Origin of the sequence: uncultured Methanobrevibacter sp. (assembly GCF_946184425.1) — an archaeon.
Classification (GTDB): domain Archaea; phylum Methanobacteriota; class Methanobacteria; order Methanobacteriales; family Methanobacteriaceae; genus Methanocatella.
Genome location: NZ_CAMHFP010000013.1, coordinates 13,585 through 30,037 on the forward strand (window position 1 = coordinate 13,585; position 16,453 = coordinate 30,037).

Below are 16,453 nucleotides of genomic sequence, written 5' to 3' on the forward strand. Positions count from 1 at the left end.
AGTGAAGAAACTTTATGCAGTTTCTTCTTCAACATCATCATCGAAATCTACTTTTTCACCAATTACTCTTAATCCGATGTACATCGCTACAACAGCTACAGGGATGCAGATATACCAAGCAATTCCGAATCCTGCTGGAATGTAACCGAATATTATTGCAATGATTGCTACAAATATGGCATAATAGATTTGTGTTTGCACATGGTCAATATGGTTACAGCTGGTACCCATACTTGACAGAATTGTTGTATCTGAAATCGGTGAACAGTGGTCTCCGAAAATAGCTCCGGTCAATACTCCACTTGTTGCTGTGACAACGAATCCCATATCCGGTGAAACAGCCCATGCAAGAGGTATTGTTAACGGCATGAGAATACTCATTGTACCGTAAGCTGTACCGGTTGCAAATGAAATCAATGCGCCTAGCACGAAAATCAGTGAAGGTAAAATCCATGCAGGTATTGTTCCTTTTAAAACACCAACCAGGTAATCTGCAGTACCGATATCTCCGATTACTCCACCTAAAGACCATGCAAGCAATAGAATTACTCCGGTAATAACGATGGTTTTCATTCCTCCGATCCATTCGCTTATGGCCTGTTCGATGGTCATGATTCTTTCAAGCACTGCCATTACAATAGCAACGATTGATGCAAGTAAAGCAGCCTGGAACAATGCAACAGATGCATCTGAAGCAGATAATGCTTCAAAAACACCGTTGAATGATAATGGAGCTGTTTTCATTAAGGTTATAAGTGCTTGGTCTTGTCCGCCTAAAATTGTAGTGTATCCGCTCCAGTAAAATGCAATTAATGCACCGATAATTAATGTTCCGATTGGGATGATTGCATTCCAGACAGTTAATTTTATTCCTTCAACAGGTTGAACCTCATCAAAACCAGGTGCCTCGAGAGCCTGAATAGGTTCTGAGTCTTTTCTTGCACGTGCTTTTTGTTCCGCTTTTTTCATTGGTCCGAATTCATATAATGTAATAGCTGAGATTACAATGAAAATTAAAATAAAAATGTTATAGAATCTGTATGGAATTGTTTGTAAAAATATTCCAAATCCGCTAACGTTCATTCCGATTGATTTAAAACCAGCAGCAATTAAACTTATTTCCAATCCAATCCAAGTGGAAATAATTGCGATACCGGCAACAGGTGCAGCAGTTGCATCGACTACAAATGCTAATTTTTCTCTAGATACTTTAAGTTTGTCCATTACAGGTCTCATGATTGGTCCGACGATTAAGGAGTTTGCATAATCATCAAAGAATACACATAATCCTAAAAACCATGTGATGAGCTGTGCTTTTCTTGGGGTATTTGCGCGTTTTGCAAGTGCATCTGCAAGAGCTTTTGCACCGCCCATTTTTGTGATTAACTGAATTACACCACCGATAAGCAGACACTGAAGGATAATTCCCGCATTCCATGGATCAGCCATACAGGCAATTACCTGATTTCCGATTGCTAAAAATGCATTCACTGCACTGCTTATTATGTTCAAGTCATTTACACAAAGCATGAATTCTCCAACGAAAACACCAATAAAAAGAGACAATATTGTTTCTTTAGTAATAAATGCCAATGCAATAGCTACAAGTGGAGGAAGTAATGTTAAAACTCCAAATCTTAATGCATTATCATCACCTGCAGGAGCTTGGGTAATCAATAATGATAATACGAAAAGAGCTATCACAGAAACAGCAGTTACTATTCCTATTTTCATATTATTGTTCATGTTCATAATTCCACCATTTTTTTTATAAAATATTTTATAATGTAATTAAGCACAATTTAATTATAAAATCTATATGATGTTCAATATTTTTTTTAAAAAATAATCAATTAATTCCTTTTTGAATAAAAAAATGCAATAGGTTGTTATTTTTTGTTTAAAGTTATTAGAACCATCTAGATAAATTAAATCATGTAATCTATTTTGTAAATTCTATTATAAATAATATTGTCCTTTAAATTTGACATATAATATTTTCATTCAATTAAATCTGATTTTAAAAAGTAATATATATTTTATATATGGTTATAAAATGATTAAAGAATTGTATAAAATCATAAAAAATAGGAAAATTGTATTTATTTATTCATTCCTCTTTTGCTTCCCGGTCAATCTGGAATTTTTTACGGCCATAGCAGGACAAAGGGTTGTTGATGCCTTTGCAGGATTTGTCCGGATGGCATAGTTGAGGCAAGTGTATTTTTATTTTCTCACAGCTCATCGGAGTGTACCATTTTGTCTCTCCCTCATGGTTGATATCGACACTGTCGTGCATTCCGAAACCTAATTTGGAAATGATGTTAATCTTTTCCTGAGGCTGGTCGTCAAATAAAGGGGGAGTACAGTTGTCTGCCGCATCAAAAATTAATGGTAAAATTTCATTTTCGGTTATTGTAAGGTCAGGATCCATATCTGACACTTTGACGGTTTCATCAGAAGCAAAGATTCTCGGATATAACCGTGCATATGAAGCAAATGAAGTCAAAAGAAGTACAATTGCATCATTACGTCCTCCGGATGACACTCCCTCTACAGTTGTTTTAATGCATGGAGGAAACGCATCGGGATTTAATTTTCCGGCTTGGACACTGCCATATATTCCTCCGCTTCCGGCATAATACTGATTGTATTTGCTTGTTTCCTCAGGGATGAATTCCTTAAGGTCTTCTGCAATCTTTACAATTGCCGGATGTATTTCAACATGTGCGGACATTTTTTTAATTCTATTGATGTATTCTTCGGTTCTTTGCATTATTAACCTTGATAGAATCTGTTCCTTGACGCTGTCTCCAATTAGAATATTGTACATTCTGTCAGGACTTCGGTCATGGAATTTGTCGGAAAATCTTTCGAGAAAATCGTCTGCCTGAAGTATGATATCTCCCTCATCAATCAATAAATCTGTCAATTTGAGTTTTTTGGAAGCTATAACATCTTTCAGGGAATTCCATTTAATTGCTCCGTCAGTCTTGACTTCATCCAAAACCTCGTCAATTATTTCCGCTCTTGACATTGGAGGTATTTTGGATAGTCTTTCCTGAATTAGGATTCCCTGTGATTCAATAAAAAGCCTGGTTTCACGTGAACCTGTATTGAACTGGATGGCAATGGCCTGACATAATATGTGGAATATAACAACATCCTGCATGAATAATTCTTCGTTGGTTAAGTATTCAAATTCGGCCTGTGTGAAGTTCTTATTGTTTTTTTTCTCTATTGCCCACTGTATCCGTTTCATTGCATAATCTGCATAGGATTTTGGAATAACGCTGTCATCTGATATTCTCTGATTTAAGGTATGTGTGCAGATTTCAATCAGTGATTCGTCTTCATCAAAAATCTGATTTAAATCGCCATATTTGCGTATGATTCCTCTTCCTTCATCGGATAATGGATTAATAAAAGAAACTTCAGCCATGATTTTAACTTTTTATTTCATGTTTTAAATAGATATCTCATTTTCAAAATCAGGTTTTATTTTTGTTTGTTAAATTGTGTGTTAATAAATATCTTTTTTGTTAAATATGGTCATTGTCATGCCAATTCCAACATGAATCTGATTAAAATGAATCAAAAATTACATAATCCGATTCATCATTGCTGATTAGAGATATCGTAAAGAATGATGGAAGATGTAATTTATAAATATATAATAAAACAGTTGTCTGAAGTGCCAATGATTCTAAACAGGAAATTATCATATAAAAACATTAAGTTTAATAGCAAAAACGAATTTGATAAGCTCAAATTAATGATTGATAGTTTTTTAGATGGGGAGTCTGAAGAGAGATATTTTGTACTTCCAGGAATTCGAGGGGTTGGAAAAACAACAATACTATACCAATGCTATGAATACTTGTTAAAGGAAAAAAATTTCAATTCAAGTGATCTGTTATATATCTCATGCGAAACAACAAATTTTGCAGGTCAAACGGATATCAAAAAAATAATAGGAATCTATTTGGATAAAATTCACAATACAACTCCCGCACTTTTAGACAAACCGGTTTCATTTTCATTGATGAAGCACACTTTGATGAAAATTGGGCAATGAACGGTAAAACCATCTATGATGAATCTCCATACATTTTCCTGATATTGGCCGGTTCATCATCACTTCATCTGAATTATAATTCTGATGCAGCCAGAAGACTTAATATACTTCCGGTAATGCCATTAAAATATTCTCAGCATTTGAGTTTAAAATACAACTACCATACGGATATTGGAAATGACCTGATTTGATATTCACAGGAAACATTGAATCTGCACAGGAAAATGAACTGAAAATCCAAAAGGATTTAATAGGATTAGAAGATTATCCAAATTCATTCAATAATCATTGATATTGTCATATCTTGCTATAACGATAATACTATTGATTTTCCTCAATCCAATCTTAAATGCAATGGGTGCTGGCCAAACAATCGGTTATGCAACAGACTATGGAGTCATTATTCTTTTGGGTTCAATTTTTATCATTCTTTCAAATGCATTGTATGGCATTTTCAGAGGGGAAGGAGACACTACACGCCCTATGTATGCGATGATTGCATCAGTTATTCTCAACATGATTCTTGATCCGATTTTAATCTACACATTGAATTTGGGTGTAAAAGGTGCAGCTATTGCAACATTAATTTCAGCGGTATTCGTAATTTTGATTTTGCTGTATTGGTTTTATGTTAAAAGGGATACTTACCTAAAGCCTAATCTGGCTAATTTCAGTTTTAAAAAGGAGATTTCAATAGATATTGTTAAGGTGGGAATTCCTGCAAGTATTCAGCTTTTAAACAATGCATTTTTTGCAGCGGTTTTCTCAGCATTATTGACTTTTGTCGGCTCAACGGATTCGGTTGCAGTTTACTCAACAGGTTGGAGAATAGTCACTATCGGAACAACTCCTCTTCTGGCTATTGGAACAGCACTGATAAGCGTCATTGCAGCAAACTATGGTGCTCGAAACTATAAAAACATTCAAGTTGCTCACAGATATGCGATGAAGGTTTCAATTGTCATAGCATTTATTGTAGCTATATTGACTAATGTGTTTGCGGGAGATATTGCATCAGTTTTCGCTTCAAGCGGAAGCAGTGTCAGAATCGCTTCTGAACTTACAAGTTTCCTTGCATGGATTGTAATATATTATCCGACAATGGCTGTTGGGGTTGCATCAACATATGTTTTCCAGGGCATCGGTAAGGGTATCACTGCAATGTTTCAGACAATCATGCGAGAAACTGGTTTTACAATATTCTTTGCATTCCTGTTGGGTGTTGTTTTAGGTTATGGTGTTTGGGGAGCCTGGATGGGTATTGTTTTAGGCGAGGTTGTCTCAAATAACATTACTATGGTTTGGGCGGACTTGCAAATTAAAAAATTAATGAATATTAATGATTAAACACCATTAATATCTTTTAAGTATATTTTATCGTCACAAATGGTGTCAACTAAATCCATATCGTGACTTACAAGTAAAAATCCCATTTTTCTTTGTTTAACCACTTTTAAAACTGAATCTAAGATTTGCACTTGTGTAATTGCATCAAGCATGGTTGTCATTTCATCTGCAATTAGGAACTTTGTTTTTGGGTTGAGTGATCTCAATACTGAAAATCGCTGAAGCTCCCCTCCTGATAACTCCTGTGGGAATCTGGTAAGCCATGACTTTTGGATACCGAATTCATTTAGAATGTCATCCGGCACATCCCATGATTCTTTTAATACCTGTTCCATTTTCCATTTTGGATTCATTACCTTTTCTGGATGTTGGTAAATCAATTGAATCGATTTGAATCCTTTATTTGGCAGTGCTTTACCATCAAATGTTACTGCACCTTCATAATTTGTCACATATCCTGACAGTATTTTGCACAATGTTGATTTTCCGCTTCCGCTATCTCCAATCAAACCCATGATTTTGTTATTGTCTAATGTAAGGTTAATGTCTTTCAGCAGGTAGTTTTTTGCAGTGGGATATTTAAATGAAATGTTTGTTGCTTTAAGTTCCATCTTCAGCACCTTCTTCATATTTAAAACATCTGACTTTTTTATTTCCAAGGTCGATTAATTCAGGTCGTTCGTCTCTGCATCTGTCGAATCTCATTTCGCACCTGTCATAATATGGGCAGCCCTTTGGTATTTCACCATGCAATGGCTGATGGCCTTTGGTTAGTTCGAACCCATTTGCAGGCAATGCCTTGTATAGCGCTTTTGTGTATGGGTGAAGGAGATTTTCCCCATCTCCTGAAAAGTCCTTATTTTCAGCAATTTCAATCACATATCCGGAGTAGAATATTCCGATTCTGTCGGCAATTTCTAATGCGGCGTGGATGTCATGGGTGATTAATAATACTCCAACTCCATTATCTTTCATATGTTTGAAGTGATTTAGTGTCTCATGGACTGTTTTTTCATCTAAACCAGGAGTCGGTTCATCTGCAACAACCAATTTTGGGTCGGATAATAATGCAGTTGAAACAAGCACTCTTCTTGCCATTCCTCCGGATAATTGGAAAGGATACATCTCATCTACTTCAGGACCAAGATTGTAGTGTTCAAAGATTTCTCTTTGTTTTATTTTCTTTTCTTTTTTCTCGGCATCATTTTCGGTATGTCCGATTGCCTGGTCTGAAATTTTCATTAAAGGATCTAGGAAATTCACTGATTGTGGAATTAAGGCTATTTCATTTCCTCTAAGTTCTTCTTTGTCTTCTTGTGATAATTCTTTTCCTTTGTACTTGATTTTTCCATTTAAATTTGCATTTTCAGGAAGGATTCCAAATATTGCATGTGCTAGGAGACTTTTTCCAGACCCGCTTGAACCTAACACTGCCAATATTTCTCCTTCAGAAATATCTAAGGTCAAATCAGTGATAACTTTTAGTTCTCTTTGATTTAAACCTTTAGTATATTGAATAAATGAAATAGAAACGTTTTCTACATCTAACAATTTTTCCATTTAATCACCTGTCATGATCTTCAAATGATAACTTTTAAATACTAATTTGTACTTTATCAATATTAAAGTTAATCAAAATTAATTAAAAAGTATTACTATCTACATAAATTTACATTAATTTGTAATACTTTTGAGGTTAATCATGAAAGTCGTTATTAAGGAATTGGGCAATGATTCCAAAAACATTAAAGATGTTCAGGATTTTTTATTTGCTCAGATAAAAAAAGAGTTTGGCTATGGTTATGTTCCTGAATGGCACGAAGACATTATCAAACTGGATGAATATTATGTTAATCCTCTCAGGAATAATTTCTTTGTGGCTTATCTTGAGCAAACCGGTGAAATCATTGCAACTATAGGAATAAGATCTTATGATAAAGATTTTCCTGAATTTAGGCATTTGTACTCTAATGAAACCACTTCAAGCATTTGGAGACTGTTTGTTGATGGGAAATATCGCCGTTGCGGCCTGGCATCAAAGATGTTCAGCATTGCTGAAAACTTCGCCAACAAGTCAAAGTATCAAAACATCTATTTGCACACTCATAAAACACTTGATGGAGCACTTGAGTTTTGGACAAAAATGGGTTTTGTTGTTGTATTGGATGCAAACGATGAGCTTGAAACAGTGCATATGGATAAGGAGATTCATGAATTGGATATTTGTATTCAACCGGCTGATTTCATGCACGCCGTAAAATTATAGTTTTTTTATGTATTTTTGAGTATGTGGGCAAGCATATATGCATTTTCCACATACTGTATCTGCTTTTCCCAAATTTTCTTCAGATATTTTTAGAGCATATCTTTCACATTTTTTATCATCGTAAAATTCATTTCTCTTAAGTTTATGGTTCCATTCTTTTCCGCTGATTGCTCTGCCGAAACATGCGTTTTTACATTCCACGCACTTTCCACATTTTGACTTTAGTATTGGTGTTCCCACATCCAGTGGGGCATCGGTTAGAACTGATGACATTCGAAGAGCTGGCCCGTAATCTTTTGTTATTAACAGTGCAGATTTTCCAATCCATCCCAGTCCTGCACGGGTAGCAATTGTTTTATGTGGCAGTTCAAATGAGTTGAACTCTCCAAAATCAGTTCCCAGTCTCTTTTTGGTTTGAGCATATGCATCATATCCATTATTTATTAAAAACTCTTCACATTTCATTCCCAGTGCATCAAGTCTTGTGTTCAGACTCACCAATTCTTCGACATATTCCTGGGTAGGTGCATTTTGCATGTTTTGTATTATCTCTTTCGGATATGTTATGTAGAAAATGACTCCAATGTCGAGTCCTTTTTTGGGTGTGAAATTGGTTATATCAGCAAAGCCTACTTCAGTAGCACCCTCTGCCAATAAAAAATTTTTCAGTTCAAGAGATAAATTCATGAGCGAATATTTAACGGTAATGCTATTTAAATTTAATTTTTGTATTACTTTGAAAAAAATATTACATATTTTTTGTTTAATTTTTATATTGGATTTTTTTTGAAATTTGAAATGTTTTGTTAATTTTTTTAATTTAAATCAAATTCTTATAATATTTTTTTATTAACTGTTTATTTTATAAATTAAACTTTAAAAGTAATAAATATCTTTTTATATGTATTATTGATAAATTATTATTTGTATTAAAATAAGTTAAATTAGTATTACTTATTAGGTATTTTTTCAAAAAAAAGTATTACTTTTATTTTAATATTAATCATTTAATAAATTAGAGAGATATCATGGACAAGAAAATAATAATTGGTGCAATCATTGCTGTTATTGTAATTGTTGTTGCAGCTTTCGCATTGATGGGCGGCTCTCATGATAGTGATCCTACTCATTTGACTGTTGCAGCACACAGTAACATCAAAGAACCTGAAGCAGGATTCAATCCGCTTACTGGTTGGGGATGTGGACACCAAAACTATAATCCTTTAGTGCAAAGCTGTTTATTTAAAACTGATAAAAATGGTAGTATGGTCCCTGATCTTGCTACTGGTTACTCAATCAGTAGTGACGGAAAAACATGGACTGTAAACGTTAGAGACGATGTTGTATTTTCAGACAATTCAACTTTTGATGCGGAAGATGTAGCATTCACATTTAACACTGCAAAAGAAACTGAATCTGATTTGGATTTAACCAACCTTGAAAATGCAACTGCTGTAAATAAGACTACAGTTGAATTTAACCTGGTTGAACCAAGATCCACTTTCATTTATGATTTAAGATACCTTGGTATAGTGCCTTCTGATTCCTATGACAATAATACCTATGGTGAAAACCCTATTGGTACAGGTCCTTACGTATTGGACCACTGGGACAAAGGTCAACAAGCAATCTTCAAAATAAATGACAATTACTATGGTGACAAACCTTACTTCACTCAAGTAACCTTATTATTCCCTGAAGAATCAACATGGTTAGAACTTGCAAAATCAGGTGATGTGGATGTGGTTCCAGTAGCAACCTCTGCATTAAACCAAACTGTAGACGGATATCAATTCTATGAAGTGTCTGCAGGTAGGGCACAAGGAGTATCCTTCCCTTATCTTAATGATACTGGTGATGTAAGTAACGCAAGTTCCAAAATAGGAAACAATGTGACTGCAGATAAGGCTATCAGACAAGCATTAAATGTCGGTGTAAACCGTCAAACAATGTGTGATGAAATATTCTCTGGCCATGCTGTTCCTGAATATACTAGTGTAGATACAAGAGATTATGTAAACAACGATTCCAAAGTTCAAGACGGCAATATTAGTGAAGCAAAAAGAATCTTGGCTGAAGGCGGATGGAATGATACTGATGGTGATGGAATTGTAGAAAAAGATGGTGTAAAAGCATCATTCGATTTATACTATCCTCCAGATTACCTTGACAGACAATCCTTATCCACTGTATTTGCTGAACAAGCAAAAGAAATTGGAATTGAAGTAAAACTTGTTGGTGCGGACTGGGATACAATTTACCAAAACATGTACAGCTCAGCTGCATTAATGCAACAAACTTCTCCTGACCCATATAAATCAATCTATCAACAATATCACAGTAAAGAAGCAGATGACTTCTATATGAACCCAGGTTTATATAATAACACTGATTCAGATAAATTGATGGAAGAAGCTATGCATACTAATGATTTAAGTCAAGCTGATTCATTATGGGCACAATCTGCACTTGTAAACGGTGGAGGTTGGGGTCCTGCTGGTGACGCTCCATTTGTATGGTTGGTCAACTACGACTACAACTATTTCATTAAGGATGGTATCGATATCGGCAGTCAACCTGACGGTTTAGGAAATGATGTTTTAATTAATATCTGTGACTGGTCTAGAACCAATTCCACAGCTTAATTAACATATTTTCCTTTTTTATTTTTTTAAAATTTTTTTGGGGGTTTATTTTTGAATAAAAATCAAATATTAAAATTCTTTGGTTATAAATTAATAAGATTTATAATACTGATGGTTGTAGTAGCTATTTTTAGTTTTGTATTATTAGATTTATCCCCTATTAATCCTGTTAACACTTATTTGAGAGGAGCCGCTGTTTCAGAAGCTCAAAGAGCTATATTGGAAAGTTATTTCGGAATGAATGTTCCATTACCTACAAAGATATTTCATTGGCTGTTGGATTTAGTTCAAGGTAATTTGGGAACTTCACTGATTTATCGTGCTCCGGTTATAGATGTTATTTTAGATAAATTCGCAGCCTCTATTGTGCTTATGACAATTTCCTGGCTTTTAAGTGGGATATTAGGTTTTGCATTAGGGGTTGTGGCTGGAAAAAACAAAGGATCATGGATTGATAAAGCAGTTAAGGTATACTGTTATGCAATTCAATCAGCTCCATCATTTTGGGTAGGAATGCTTATTTTAATGGTATTTGCTGTTTACTTGAAATTGTTCCCAATCGGTTTTGGTGTACCTATCGGTGTTAGCAGTACTGATGCCACATTTGCTGAATGGGCATCAAGGTTGGTCCTTCCGACATTAACATTGAGTTTGGTTGGTCTGGCTCCGATTGCTATGTATACTCGTAATGAATTAATTCAGGTTTTATCCTCTGATTATGTTTTATTTGCAAAATCAAGGGGTGAAAAAGGTTGGGATTTAGTAAAAAATCATGGAATAAGGAATATTTTATTGCCTGCAATAACATTGCAATTTTTATCATTCAGTGAATTGTTTGGCGGTGCTGTTTTAGTAGAGCAAGTATTTTCTTATCCTGGAATTGGTCAGACGGCTGTTGCAGCAGGTCTCCAGAGTGATGTGCCTTTATTTTTAGGTATTGTACTTTTCAGTGCGGTGTTTGTGTTTGTCGGTAATCTACTTGCGGACCTTTCATATTATCTTATTGACCCAAGAATCAAGGAGAGTGAATTTAATGATTAAGAAAAAGGCTGACGATAAAAAACAGTGGTTTTTGTATCCTGCAAATCTCAGAACAAAAACCCTTGTAATCATTGCACTTTCCGTATTGGTTATCGTATCAATATTCGTTTCAGGTTATTTCATTCGAGATATTCCTACAAGTTTTGTAAATGCAAACCAAATGCCTTCATTGGAACATCTATTTGGTACTGATTGGATGGGAAGGGACATGTTTCAGAGAACTGTTGCAGGTCTTGGATTAAGTTTAATGGTAGGTTTTATTGCATCCGTTGTAAGTACATTTATTTCTATTGTTCTCGGACTGTTTTCAAGTTTCAACAAATTTGCGGATGAACTCGTTGCGGGAATCATTGATTTATTTGGTTCAATACCTCATATTCTTTTGATTATTCTTGTATCAATAATGTTTGGTGGGGGAGTATTTGGTGTTGTCATGGGTGTCGGTTTAACTCATTGGACCCCTCTTGCTAGGGTTTTAAGATCAGAAGTAAAAGAAATTAAAACCACAGAATATGTGCATCTTGCTGAAAACCTTGGAAAATCTAAAGTATGGATAGCTACAAAACACATTTTGCCGTTGGTTGTTTCCCAAATTATTGTGGGTGTTATTTTAATGTTCCCTCATGCAATTATGCACGAAGCGGCAATAACATTTTTAGGATTTGGTTTACCTCCTCACGAGCCTGCAATTGGTGTCATTTTATCCGAATCCATGCACTACTTATCCTCAGGTTATTGGTGGTTGGCATTTTATCCTGGAATGTCATTATTGATTGTTGTGCTATTATTTGATTTGATTGGAGAGAACGTTGAAAAATTGCTCAATCCTGAAACTGCTCAGGAATAATGGAGATTCACATCTCTATTATTTTTTTCATTTTTTTCATGTGATATTATGGAATTTGTTGTAAAAGAAGTTAAGAATAATAACAGTGAAATTTGTGACGTAAAAGAGTTTTTATATGGTCAGATTAAAAAAGAATATGGAATTGGCCCTACACCGGAATTTCATTATGATATTGAAGGTATTAGGGAGTATTATATTTTGCCTGAGTGTAACAATTTTTTCATGATTTGTGACGGTGAAAAAATAATTGCCACTGCAGCAATAAGGGCCTATGATAAAGATTATGATTTGTTTAAAGGCCAATATACAAAGAAAAATACGGCAAGTATTTGGCGACTGATGGTTGATGAAAACTATAGGAGACATGGTCTTGCCCGTAAACTTGTTGCCGTGATGGAAGAATTTGCAAAAAAGGCGGGTTATACCAAAATTTACTTGCATACTCACAGGTATCTTGATGCGGCTTTGCCATTTTGGAAATCTATGGGATATAAAATAACTGTTCAAGAAGACGACTATGATGAAACAACCCATATGATTAAAGAAATTACCTAATTAGTAGTATTATTTTATAAAAAAGTATTACTATTTTTTAAGTTTTAATTTTTTTTATTTTTCGTTTAATATTTGTCTAATGATTTTATTTTTTTATAATTATTAATTTTATAAGTTATTTTTAATAATTATTATAATATATTGTTTCATTGCCTATTTAAGTGATTTTAATAGAAAATTATTAGTAATACTATTTTACAAAAAATTATTATAATGTCTTCATTAATTCAATTTCTTTGTTAAATGTGTGGATTGTTAATTTAACTTATTAATTTTCTTTATTTGTAAATTTAAGCTTCAAATTCATGAGTAATACTTTAATAACATTTATATGGGTATTACTATTAATTATAAATTAGATTACCTAGTTTCTTTAGGTAATTAAGATAATTAAAATTAATAGCAATATAACTACTCTATCTTCAAATAATATATTAAATTTTAATTATCTTCATTTTAACTTTCGTAATGAGTAATAAGCGATAGTGAGGCCATATAATTATGTAAATAGCTATTAGATAGCTATTTACTTTCCTTCTCAAATGTTATTTTTCAGATGTTTTTCGACTCTTTCAAAAACTTTGTTGATTTGAAATTTTTTGATGAAAATTAGTTGTGAATTTTTAATTTTATCTAAAAATAGTTAAATTTAATAAATAGGTGGAGTAAAAGTTTTTATTATGCCTAATCAAAAAACAAATACTCCAAATAGTATTTTAGATGTTAAACAATATATATTTTGCGATTCAAATGGAGGATTAGTCCTTTCAGATCCTCGTTTTGTGAAAATTTTTAAATCCTGTCAAAAAGCTCTGAAATCTTTTGATTTAAGTTTTAAAAAGGATGTTCCTTATTTTAAAATGAGTTTAGCTAGGTGCCCACATTGTGGAACTCGTCATGTTGTTAAATATGGTTTTACAAAAAGAACATTAGTATTTAAAGAAATTGGTAAAACTAATGTGAAGGTTCAGCGTTATATTTGCAAACGTTGTGATAAAACCTTTCAAACAGATTTAACAAGTCTTGTTGATAAAAACAGCAATTTTACGAATGAATTGAAAAGTGAATCAGAACATTTAATTTCAGATTATCTGGGAAGCTTAAAAAATGTTTGTAAATCATTTAAAAAATTCTTTGGAATCACGATTTCACATCAAACAATTGAAAATTGGCTTTTTGTTAATGAAAACATTTTAGAATTTGATTTAGGGCGTTGCTCGGGTTATTATGTCTTTGATGTAGAATGGATAAAAATCAACGGAAAATGGAAATATCGTCACACATTACTTGATTCTATTTCAAATTGCATCGTAGCCGATGCAATTTACGATACTGAAGATGAAACAACTGTTGAAAAGTTTTTAAGAGAATCTACAGCAAATAAAAATAAAATTGCAATCACAACAGATTTAGATAAAAAATATGCCTCAATTATCCCAAAATTAGGTTTTAAACATCAATTATGTATTTTTCATACTAAAAAAAGTTTAAATAAACAATTAAAAACTTTTAAAGATAAAAATCGTATTTCTGACGAAGAATATCAAGAATGTCACAAACAACTGAAAATAATCAAAGATTTATTCGATTTAAATGATTATAATGAATTCAAAAATGAAGTACAATCTTTAATTTATCGTAAAGATGATTTTCATCCAGTGATTTATAAAATAATCAGAAAATCAATCACTCCACGATATAAAAGCTTCATTTATCACTTAAAAGATAAACGAATTGAAAAAACAAGTAACAAAATTGAAAATGCATTTCAAAAAACAATGCCAAAATCAAGAAAACGAACATTCAAGACCAAACGAGGCGTTTTAAAACGAATCTATCGCAGAGATCTCATTTGGAATGACAATCGCAAAAAAGGATTTTGAAAATCAACAAAGTTTTTGAAAGAGTCATTATAATTTGAATAATAATTTATTTATTCTCTTATTAACAGATTATAATATGATAGAATAAAAAACGGAGGATTTGGATTTTATGAATGATATAATATTTAAAGACTGTGACTTCCGTTATCTTGATGATAACGATGAATTATCCTGTAAAAACAAACAAGGTACTGAAATTGGTTGCGATAACTGTCAGGAAAATATTCATTTAAACTGCGATAATTTCAATGCAAAAAAAGATTTCTGCTTAAAATTCTTTAGAGATAACATAAGTGAATTAAAAGAATGTCAAGAGAAAACTGTATTCAATGACAGTGATTTAAGCCGTAAATGGTCAAATTAACTTCAATATAAGAATTGTTTAATTCTAGAAAAGTAGCAACAAAGAGTTAATGTGGATGAGTGGTATTCTATATAATTAATAGCTATTGGCCTTTCAGTAATTTTTGTCTACCTTTCCATATTAGCTGGTGCTGTCTTTTTCTCAATTCCTTGTATTCATAATACATCTGTGAAGTAACGTATCCATGCAGTCTTCGGTATTCATCAATTCTCACAATCTTAGCTTGTACAATAGCTGATTCGCCTTCATGCCAGCAGTACCATGGATGATGGCAGGGCGCATCACATTTTGAAGCCAGTCCTGTCTTGCAGTTGTTGCAGTAGTCAACAAACCACATTTCTTCCTCTCTTAGAGTCTTTTTCTTCTTGGCTTCGATTATCTGCTGTCTTATAGACTTCATTTACATCACTTCAATAATTTTATAAAAACCATAAAAACTATTGAGAACTTTTTGAAAAGTTTTTTTAAAAAACTACTCACAGTTCTCAAAACGATAAAACGGACAGTTCTTATGGCTTTTTCATTATATGTATTTTTATAAAAACTATTTTTTCAGGAGGTATGTGGGATAACTTTTTGAAAGTTTGCTCCCGTCCATTCCTGAAAATCATGGTTTTTTTAATTTTCCGATTGTAAAAATCACCATCAAACTCAATGAATAATTCTTGAATTTGCCTAAAAACAATTTTTAACAATTTTTGTGAAAAAACTTTTTGAAAAGTTTTTATGAGTTTTCATGGTTTTTCCACTTACAGGTTTTTTAGGTTTTTTGAGTTTTCATGGTTTTTTTGGTTTTCCAATCCATGGTGGTTTTTTAATCGTGCTGTCAAAGTTCATTATACTTAACCCCTCAATAAATTTATATTCCTTCATAATGTCTAAAACCCATTCGCCAATCTCATAGCTGATTATTTCATATATTGAATCGTCCATGTGTTTTAAATCATAGTTGATGGATGCTACTTCACTTTTTGCCAGGTCATATACATTGGATCTTCCGGATTGGGTGGTTACCTGAAGAAATCCATGGTCTGCCAGTTCATACATGTATTTCCTGACTGATGCCTTACTCAATTCAAGATTCTGAAGCGAGAAGTATTTATTGGTTGTAATTCCCATGTCCAATACTTCTCTGTCCTTATTGATTCTCCATTCGTCGATATTGTTTCTGATGTCATTTAAAACCTCAACCGCTTTTGGAGCAAGGTTTGCAGATATGCTTTCCTTGTATGGTTTAAGCAAGCTCATGAACTGCTGAACATCTGATATATTTGTTAGAATTACTTTCTTGCCGTCAATCTCATGGATGTCATGGTTATATTGATACACAATAAAGATTAATTTAATTAGTTGTCTTATTTCTATTTTTAATCAATTTTTAGATTTATCAAAAATTTTATATTTTAACTTTTGGCATGAAATCTATT

The 16,453-nt window shown here is 33.0% G+C and carries 17 protein-coding genes; 10 read left to right on the forward strand and 7 right to left on the reverse strand.

All coding sequences use genetic code 11. The features are described 5' to 3' along the window. Positions 1–12: 12 nt before the first annotated feature. Together Q0P94_RS04175 and priL are read right to left on the reverse strand one after the other, a co-directional pair. Positions 13–1,752, reverse strand: coding sequence for a Na+/H+ antiporter NhaC family protein (locus Q0P94_RS04175; protein ID WP_295114093.1), 1,740 nt, complete (start codon positions 1,750–1,752; stop codon positions 13–15). Positions 1,753–2,110: 358 nt separating this feature from the next. Continuing rightward, on the reverse strand, positions 2,111–3,442 hold the full coding sequence (gene priL / locus Q0P94_RS04180) for a DNA primase large subunit PriL (RefSeq protein ID WP_295114094.1): 1,332 nt from the start codon (positions 3,440–3,442) through the stop codon (positions 2,111–2,113). A gap of 204 nt (positions 3,443–3,646) precedes the next feature. Here priL and Q0P94_RS04185 point away from each other — a divergent pair, with 204 nt between their 5' ends. The 3 genes from Q0P94_RS04185 to Q0P94_RS04195 all read left to right on the forward strand — a co-directional run bounded on the left by Q0P94_RS04185 (position 3,647) and on the right by Q0P94_RS04195 (position 5,425). After that, positions 3,647–4,078 (forward strand): AAA family ATPase, encoded by a 432-nt coding sequence (locus tag Q0P94_RS04185; protein ID WP_295114095.1) that lies wholly within the window; start codon positions 3,647–3,649, stop codon positions 4,076–4,078. After that, entirely contained in the window at positions 4,075–4,269 is a 195-nt protein-coding gene (locus tag Q0P94_RS04190; protein WP_295114096.1) for a hypothetical protein, read from the forward strand. The genes Q0P94_RS04185 and Q0P94_RS04190 overlap by 4 nt, the downstream gene beginning before the upstream one ends. 133 nt (positions 4,270–4,402) lie before the next feature. Beyond that, the gene (locus Q0P94_RS04195; RefSeq protein ID WP_295114097.1) at positions 4,403–5,425 is read left to right on the forward strand and encodes an MATE family efflux transporter; all 1,023 of its coding nucleotides are present in this window, start codon (positions 4,403–4,405) and stop codon (positions 5,423–5,425) included. Here the strand turns inward: Q0P94_RS04195 and Q0P94_RS04200 are convergent. Together Q0P94_RS04200 and Q0P94_RS04205 are read right to left on the reverse strand one after the other, a co-directional pair. Then, on the reverse strand, positions 5,422–6,036 hold the full coding sequence (locus tag Q0P94_RS04200) for an ABC transporter ATP-binding protein (protein WP_295114098.1): 615 nt from the start codon (positions 6,034–6,036) through the stop codon (positions 5,422–5,424). The genes Q0P94_RS04195 and Q0P94_RS04200 overlap by 4 nt on opposite strands. Continuing rightward, positions 6,026–6,985 carry an ABC transporter ATP-binding protein gene (locus tag Q0P94_RS04205; RefSeq protein WP_295114099.1) on the reverse strand — a complete coding sequence of 320 codons (960 nt, stop codon included), beginning with the start codon at positions 6,983–6,985 and terminating at the stop codon, positions 6,026–6,028. Before Q0P94_RS04205 ends, Q0P94_RS04200 begins: the two co-directional genes overlap by 11 nt. A gap of 142 nt (positions 6,986–7,127) precedes the next feature. On the opposite strand from Q0P94_RS04205, the gene Q0P94_RS04210 reads away from it, so the two are divergent. Further along, on the forward strand, positions 7,128–7,691 hold the full coding sequence (locus tag Q0P94_RS04210; protein ID WP_295114100.1) for a GNAT family N-acetyltransferase: 564 nt from the start codon (positions 7,128–7,130) through the stop codon (positions 7,689–7,691). Here Q0P94_RS04210 and Q0P94_RS04215 read toward each other — a convergent pair. Further along, positions 7,686–8,378: a 4Fe-4S double cluster binding domain-containing protein gene (locus Q0P94_RS04215; protein WP_295114101.1), complete on the reverse strand. Its 693-nt coding sequence runs from the start codon at positions 8,376–8,378 to the stop codon at positions 7,686–7,688. The genes Q0P94_RS04210 and Q0P94_RS04215 overlap by 6 nt on opposite strands. 341 nt (positions 8,379–8,719) lie before the next feature. Here Q0P94_RS04215 and Q0P94_RS04220 point away from each other — a divergent pair, with 341 nt between their 5' ends. The 6 genes from Q0P94_RS04220 (at position 8,720) to Q0P94_RS04245 (ending at position 15,026) form a co-directional block, all read left to right on the forward strand. Beyond that, a complete protein-coding gene (locus tag Q0P94_RS04220) occupies positions 8,720–10,336 on the forward strand; it encodes an ABC transporter substrate-binding protein (RefSeq protein WP_295114102.1) in 1,617 nt (538 codons plus the stop codon). A gap of 111 nt (positions 10,337–10,447) precedes the next feature. After that, positions 10,448–11,377: an ABC transporter permease gene (locus Q0P94_RS04225; protein WP_295114133.1), complete on the forward strand. Its 930-nt coding sequence runs from the start codon at positions 10,448–10,450 to the stop codon at positions 11,375–11,377. Further along, entirely contained in the window at positions 11,370–12,224 is an 855-nt protein-coding gene (locus tag Q0P94_RS04230) for an ABC transporter permease (RefSeq protein ID WP_295114103.1), read from the forward strand. Before Q0P94_RS04225 ends, Q0P94_RS04230 begins: the two co-directional genes overlap by 8 nt. A gap of 48 nt (positions 12,225–12,272) precedes the next feature. After that, positions 12,273–12,779 (forward strand): GNAT family N-acetyltransferase, encoded by a 507-nt coding sequence (locus tag Q0P94_RS04235; RefSeq protein WP_295114104.1) that lies wholly within the window; start codon positions 12,273–12,275, stop codon positions 12,777–12,779. Positions 12,780–13,459: 680 nt separating this feature from the next. Further along, complete coding sequence (locus Q0P94_RS04240) at positions 13,460–14,662, forward strand: hypothetical protein (RefSeq protein ID WP_295114105.1); 1,203 nt, start codon at positions 13,460–13,462, stop codon at positions 14,660–14,662. A 109-nt stretch (positions 14,663–14,771) separates the two neighbouring features. After that, positions 14,772–15,026 carry a hypothetical protein gene (locus Q0P94_RS04245; RefSeq protein WP_295114106.1) on the forward strand — a complete coding sequence of 85 codons (255 nt, stop codon included), beginning with the start codon at positions 14,772–14,774 and terminating at the stop codon, positions 15,024–15,026. An 82-nt stretch (positions 15,027–15,108) separates the two neighbouring features. Here Q0P94_RS04245 and Q0P94_RS04250 read toward each other — a convergent pair whose 3' ends face one another. Next, the gene (locus Q0P94_RS04250) at positions 15,109–15,426 is read right to left on the reverse strand and encodes a hypothetical protein (RefSeq protein ID WP_295114107.1); all 318 of its coding nucleotides are present in this window, start codon (positions 15,424–15,426) and stop codon (positions 15,109–15,111) included. 377 nt (positions 15,427–15,803) lie between these two features. Next, positions 15,804–16,355 (reverse strand): hypothetical protein, encoded by a 552-nt coding sequence (locus tag Q0P94_RS04255; protein WP_295114108.1) that lies wholly within the window; start codon positions 16,353–16,355, stop codon positions 15,804–15,806. Positions 16,356–16,453: the final 98 nt, after the last annotated feature.

Coding starts and splice junctions, on each gene's coding strand:
- Q0P94_RS04175 (WP_295114093.1), bottom strand. CDS start 1,752: ATGAACATGAACAATAATATGAAAATAGGAATAGTAACTGCTGTTTCT.
- priL (WP_295114094.1), bottom strand. CDS start 3,442: ATGGCTGAAGTTTCTTTTATTAATCCATTATCCGATGAAGGAAGAGGA.
- Q0P94_RS04185 (WP_295114095.1), top strand. CDS start 3,647: ATGATGGAAGATGTAATTTATAAATATATAATAAAACAGTTGTCTGAA.
- Q0P94_RS04190 (WP_295114096.1), top strand. CDS start 4,075: ATGAACGGTAAAACCATCTATGATGAATCTCCATACATTTTCCTGATA.
- Q0P94_RS04200 (WP_295114098.1), bottom strand. CDS start 6,036: ATGGAACTTAAAGCAACAAACATTTCATTTAAATATCCCACTGCAAAA.
- Q0P94_RS04205 (WP_295114099.1), bottom strand. CDS start 6,985: ATGGAAAAATTGTTAGATGTAGAAAACGTTTCTATTTCATTTATTCAA.
- Q0P94_RS04210 (WP_295114100.1), top strand. CDS start 7,128: ATGAAAGTCGTTATTAAGGAATTGGGCAATGATTCCAAAAACATTAAA.
- Q0P94_RS04215 (WP_295114101.1), bottom strand. CDS start 8,378: ATGAATTTATCTCTTGAACTGAAAAATTTTTTATTGGCAGAGGGTGCT.
- Q0P94_RS04220 (WP_295114102.1), top strand. CDS start 8,720: ATGGACAAGAAAATAATAATTGGTGCAATCATTGCTGTTATTGTAATT.
- Q0P94_RS04225 (WP_295114133.1), top strand. CDS start 10,448: ATGGTTGTAGTAGCTATTTTTAGTTTTGTATTATTAGATTTATCCCCT.
- Q0P94_RS04230 (WP_295114103.1), top strand. CDS start 11,370: ATGATTAAGAAAAAGGCTGACGATAAAAAACAGTGGTTTTTGTATCCT.
- Q0P94_RS04235 (WP_295114104.1), top strand. CDS start 12,273: ATGGAATTTGTTGTAAAAGAAGTTAAGAATAATAACAGTGAAATTTGT.
- Q0P94_RS04240 (WP_295114105.1), top strand. CDS start 13,460: ATGCCTAATCAAAAAACAAATACTCCAAATAGTATTTTAGATGTTAAA.
- Q0P94_RS04245 (WP_295114106.1), top strand. CDS start 14,772: ATGAATGATATAATATTTAAAGACTGTGACTTCCGTTATCTTGATGAT.
- Q0P94_RS04250 (WP_295114107.1), bottom strand. CDS start 15,426: ATGAAGTCTATAAGACAGCAGATAATCGAAGCCAAGAAGAAAAAGACT.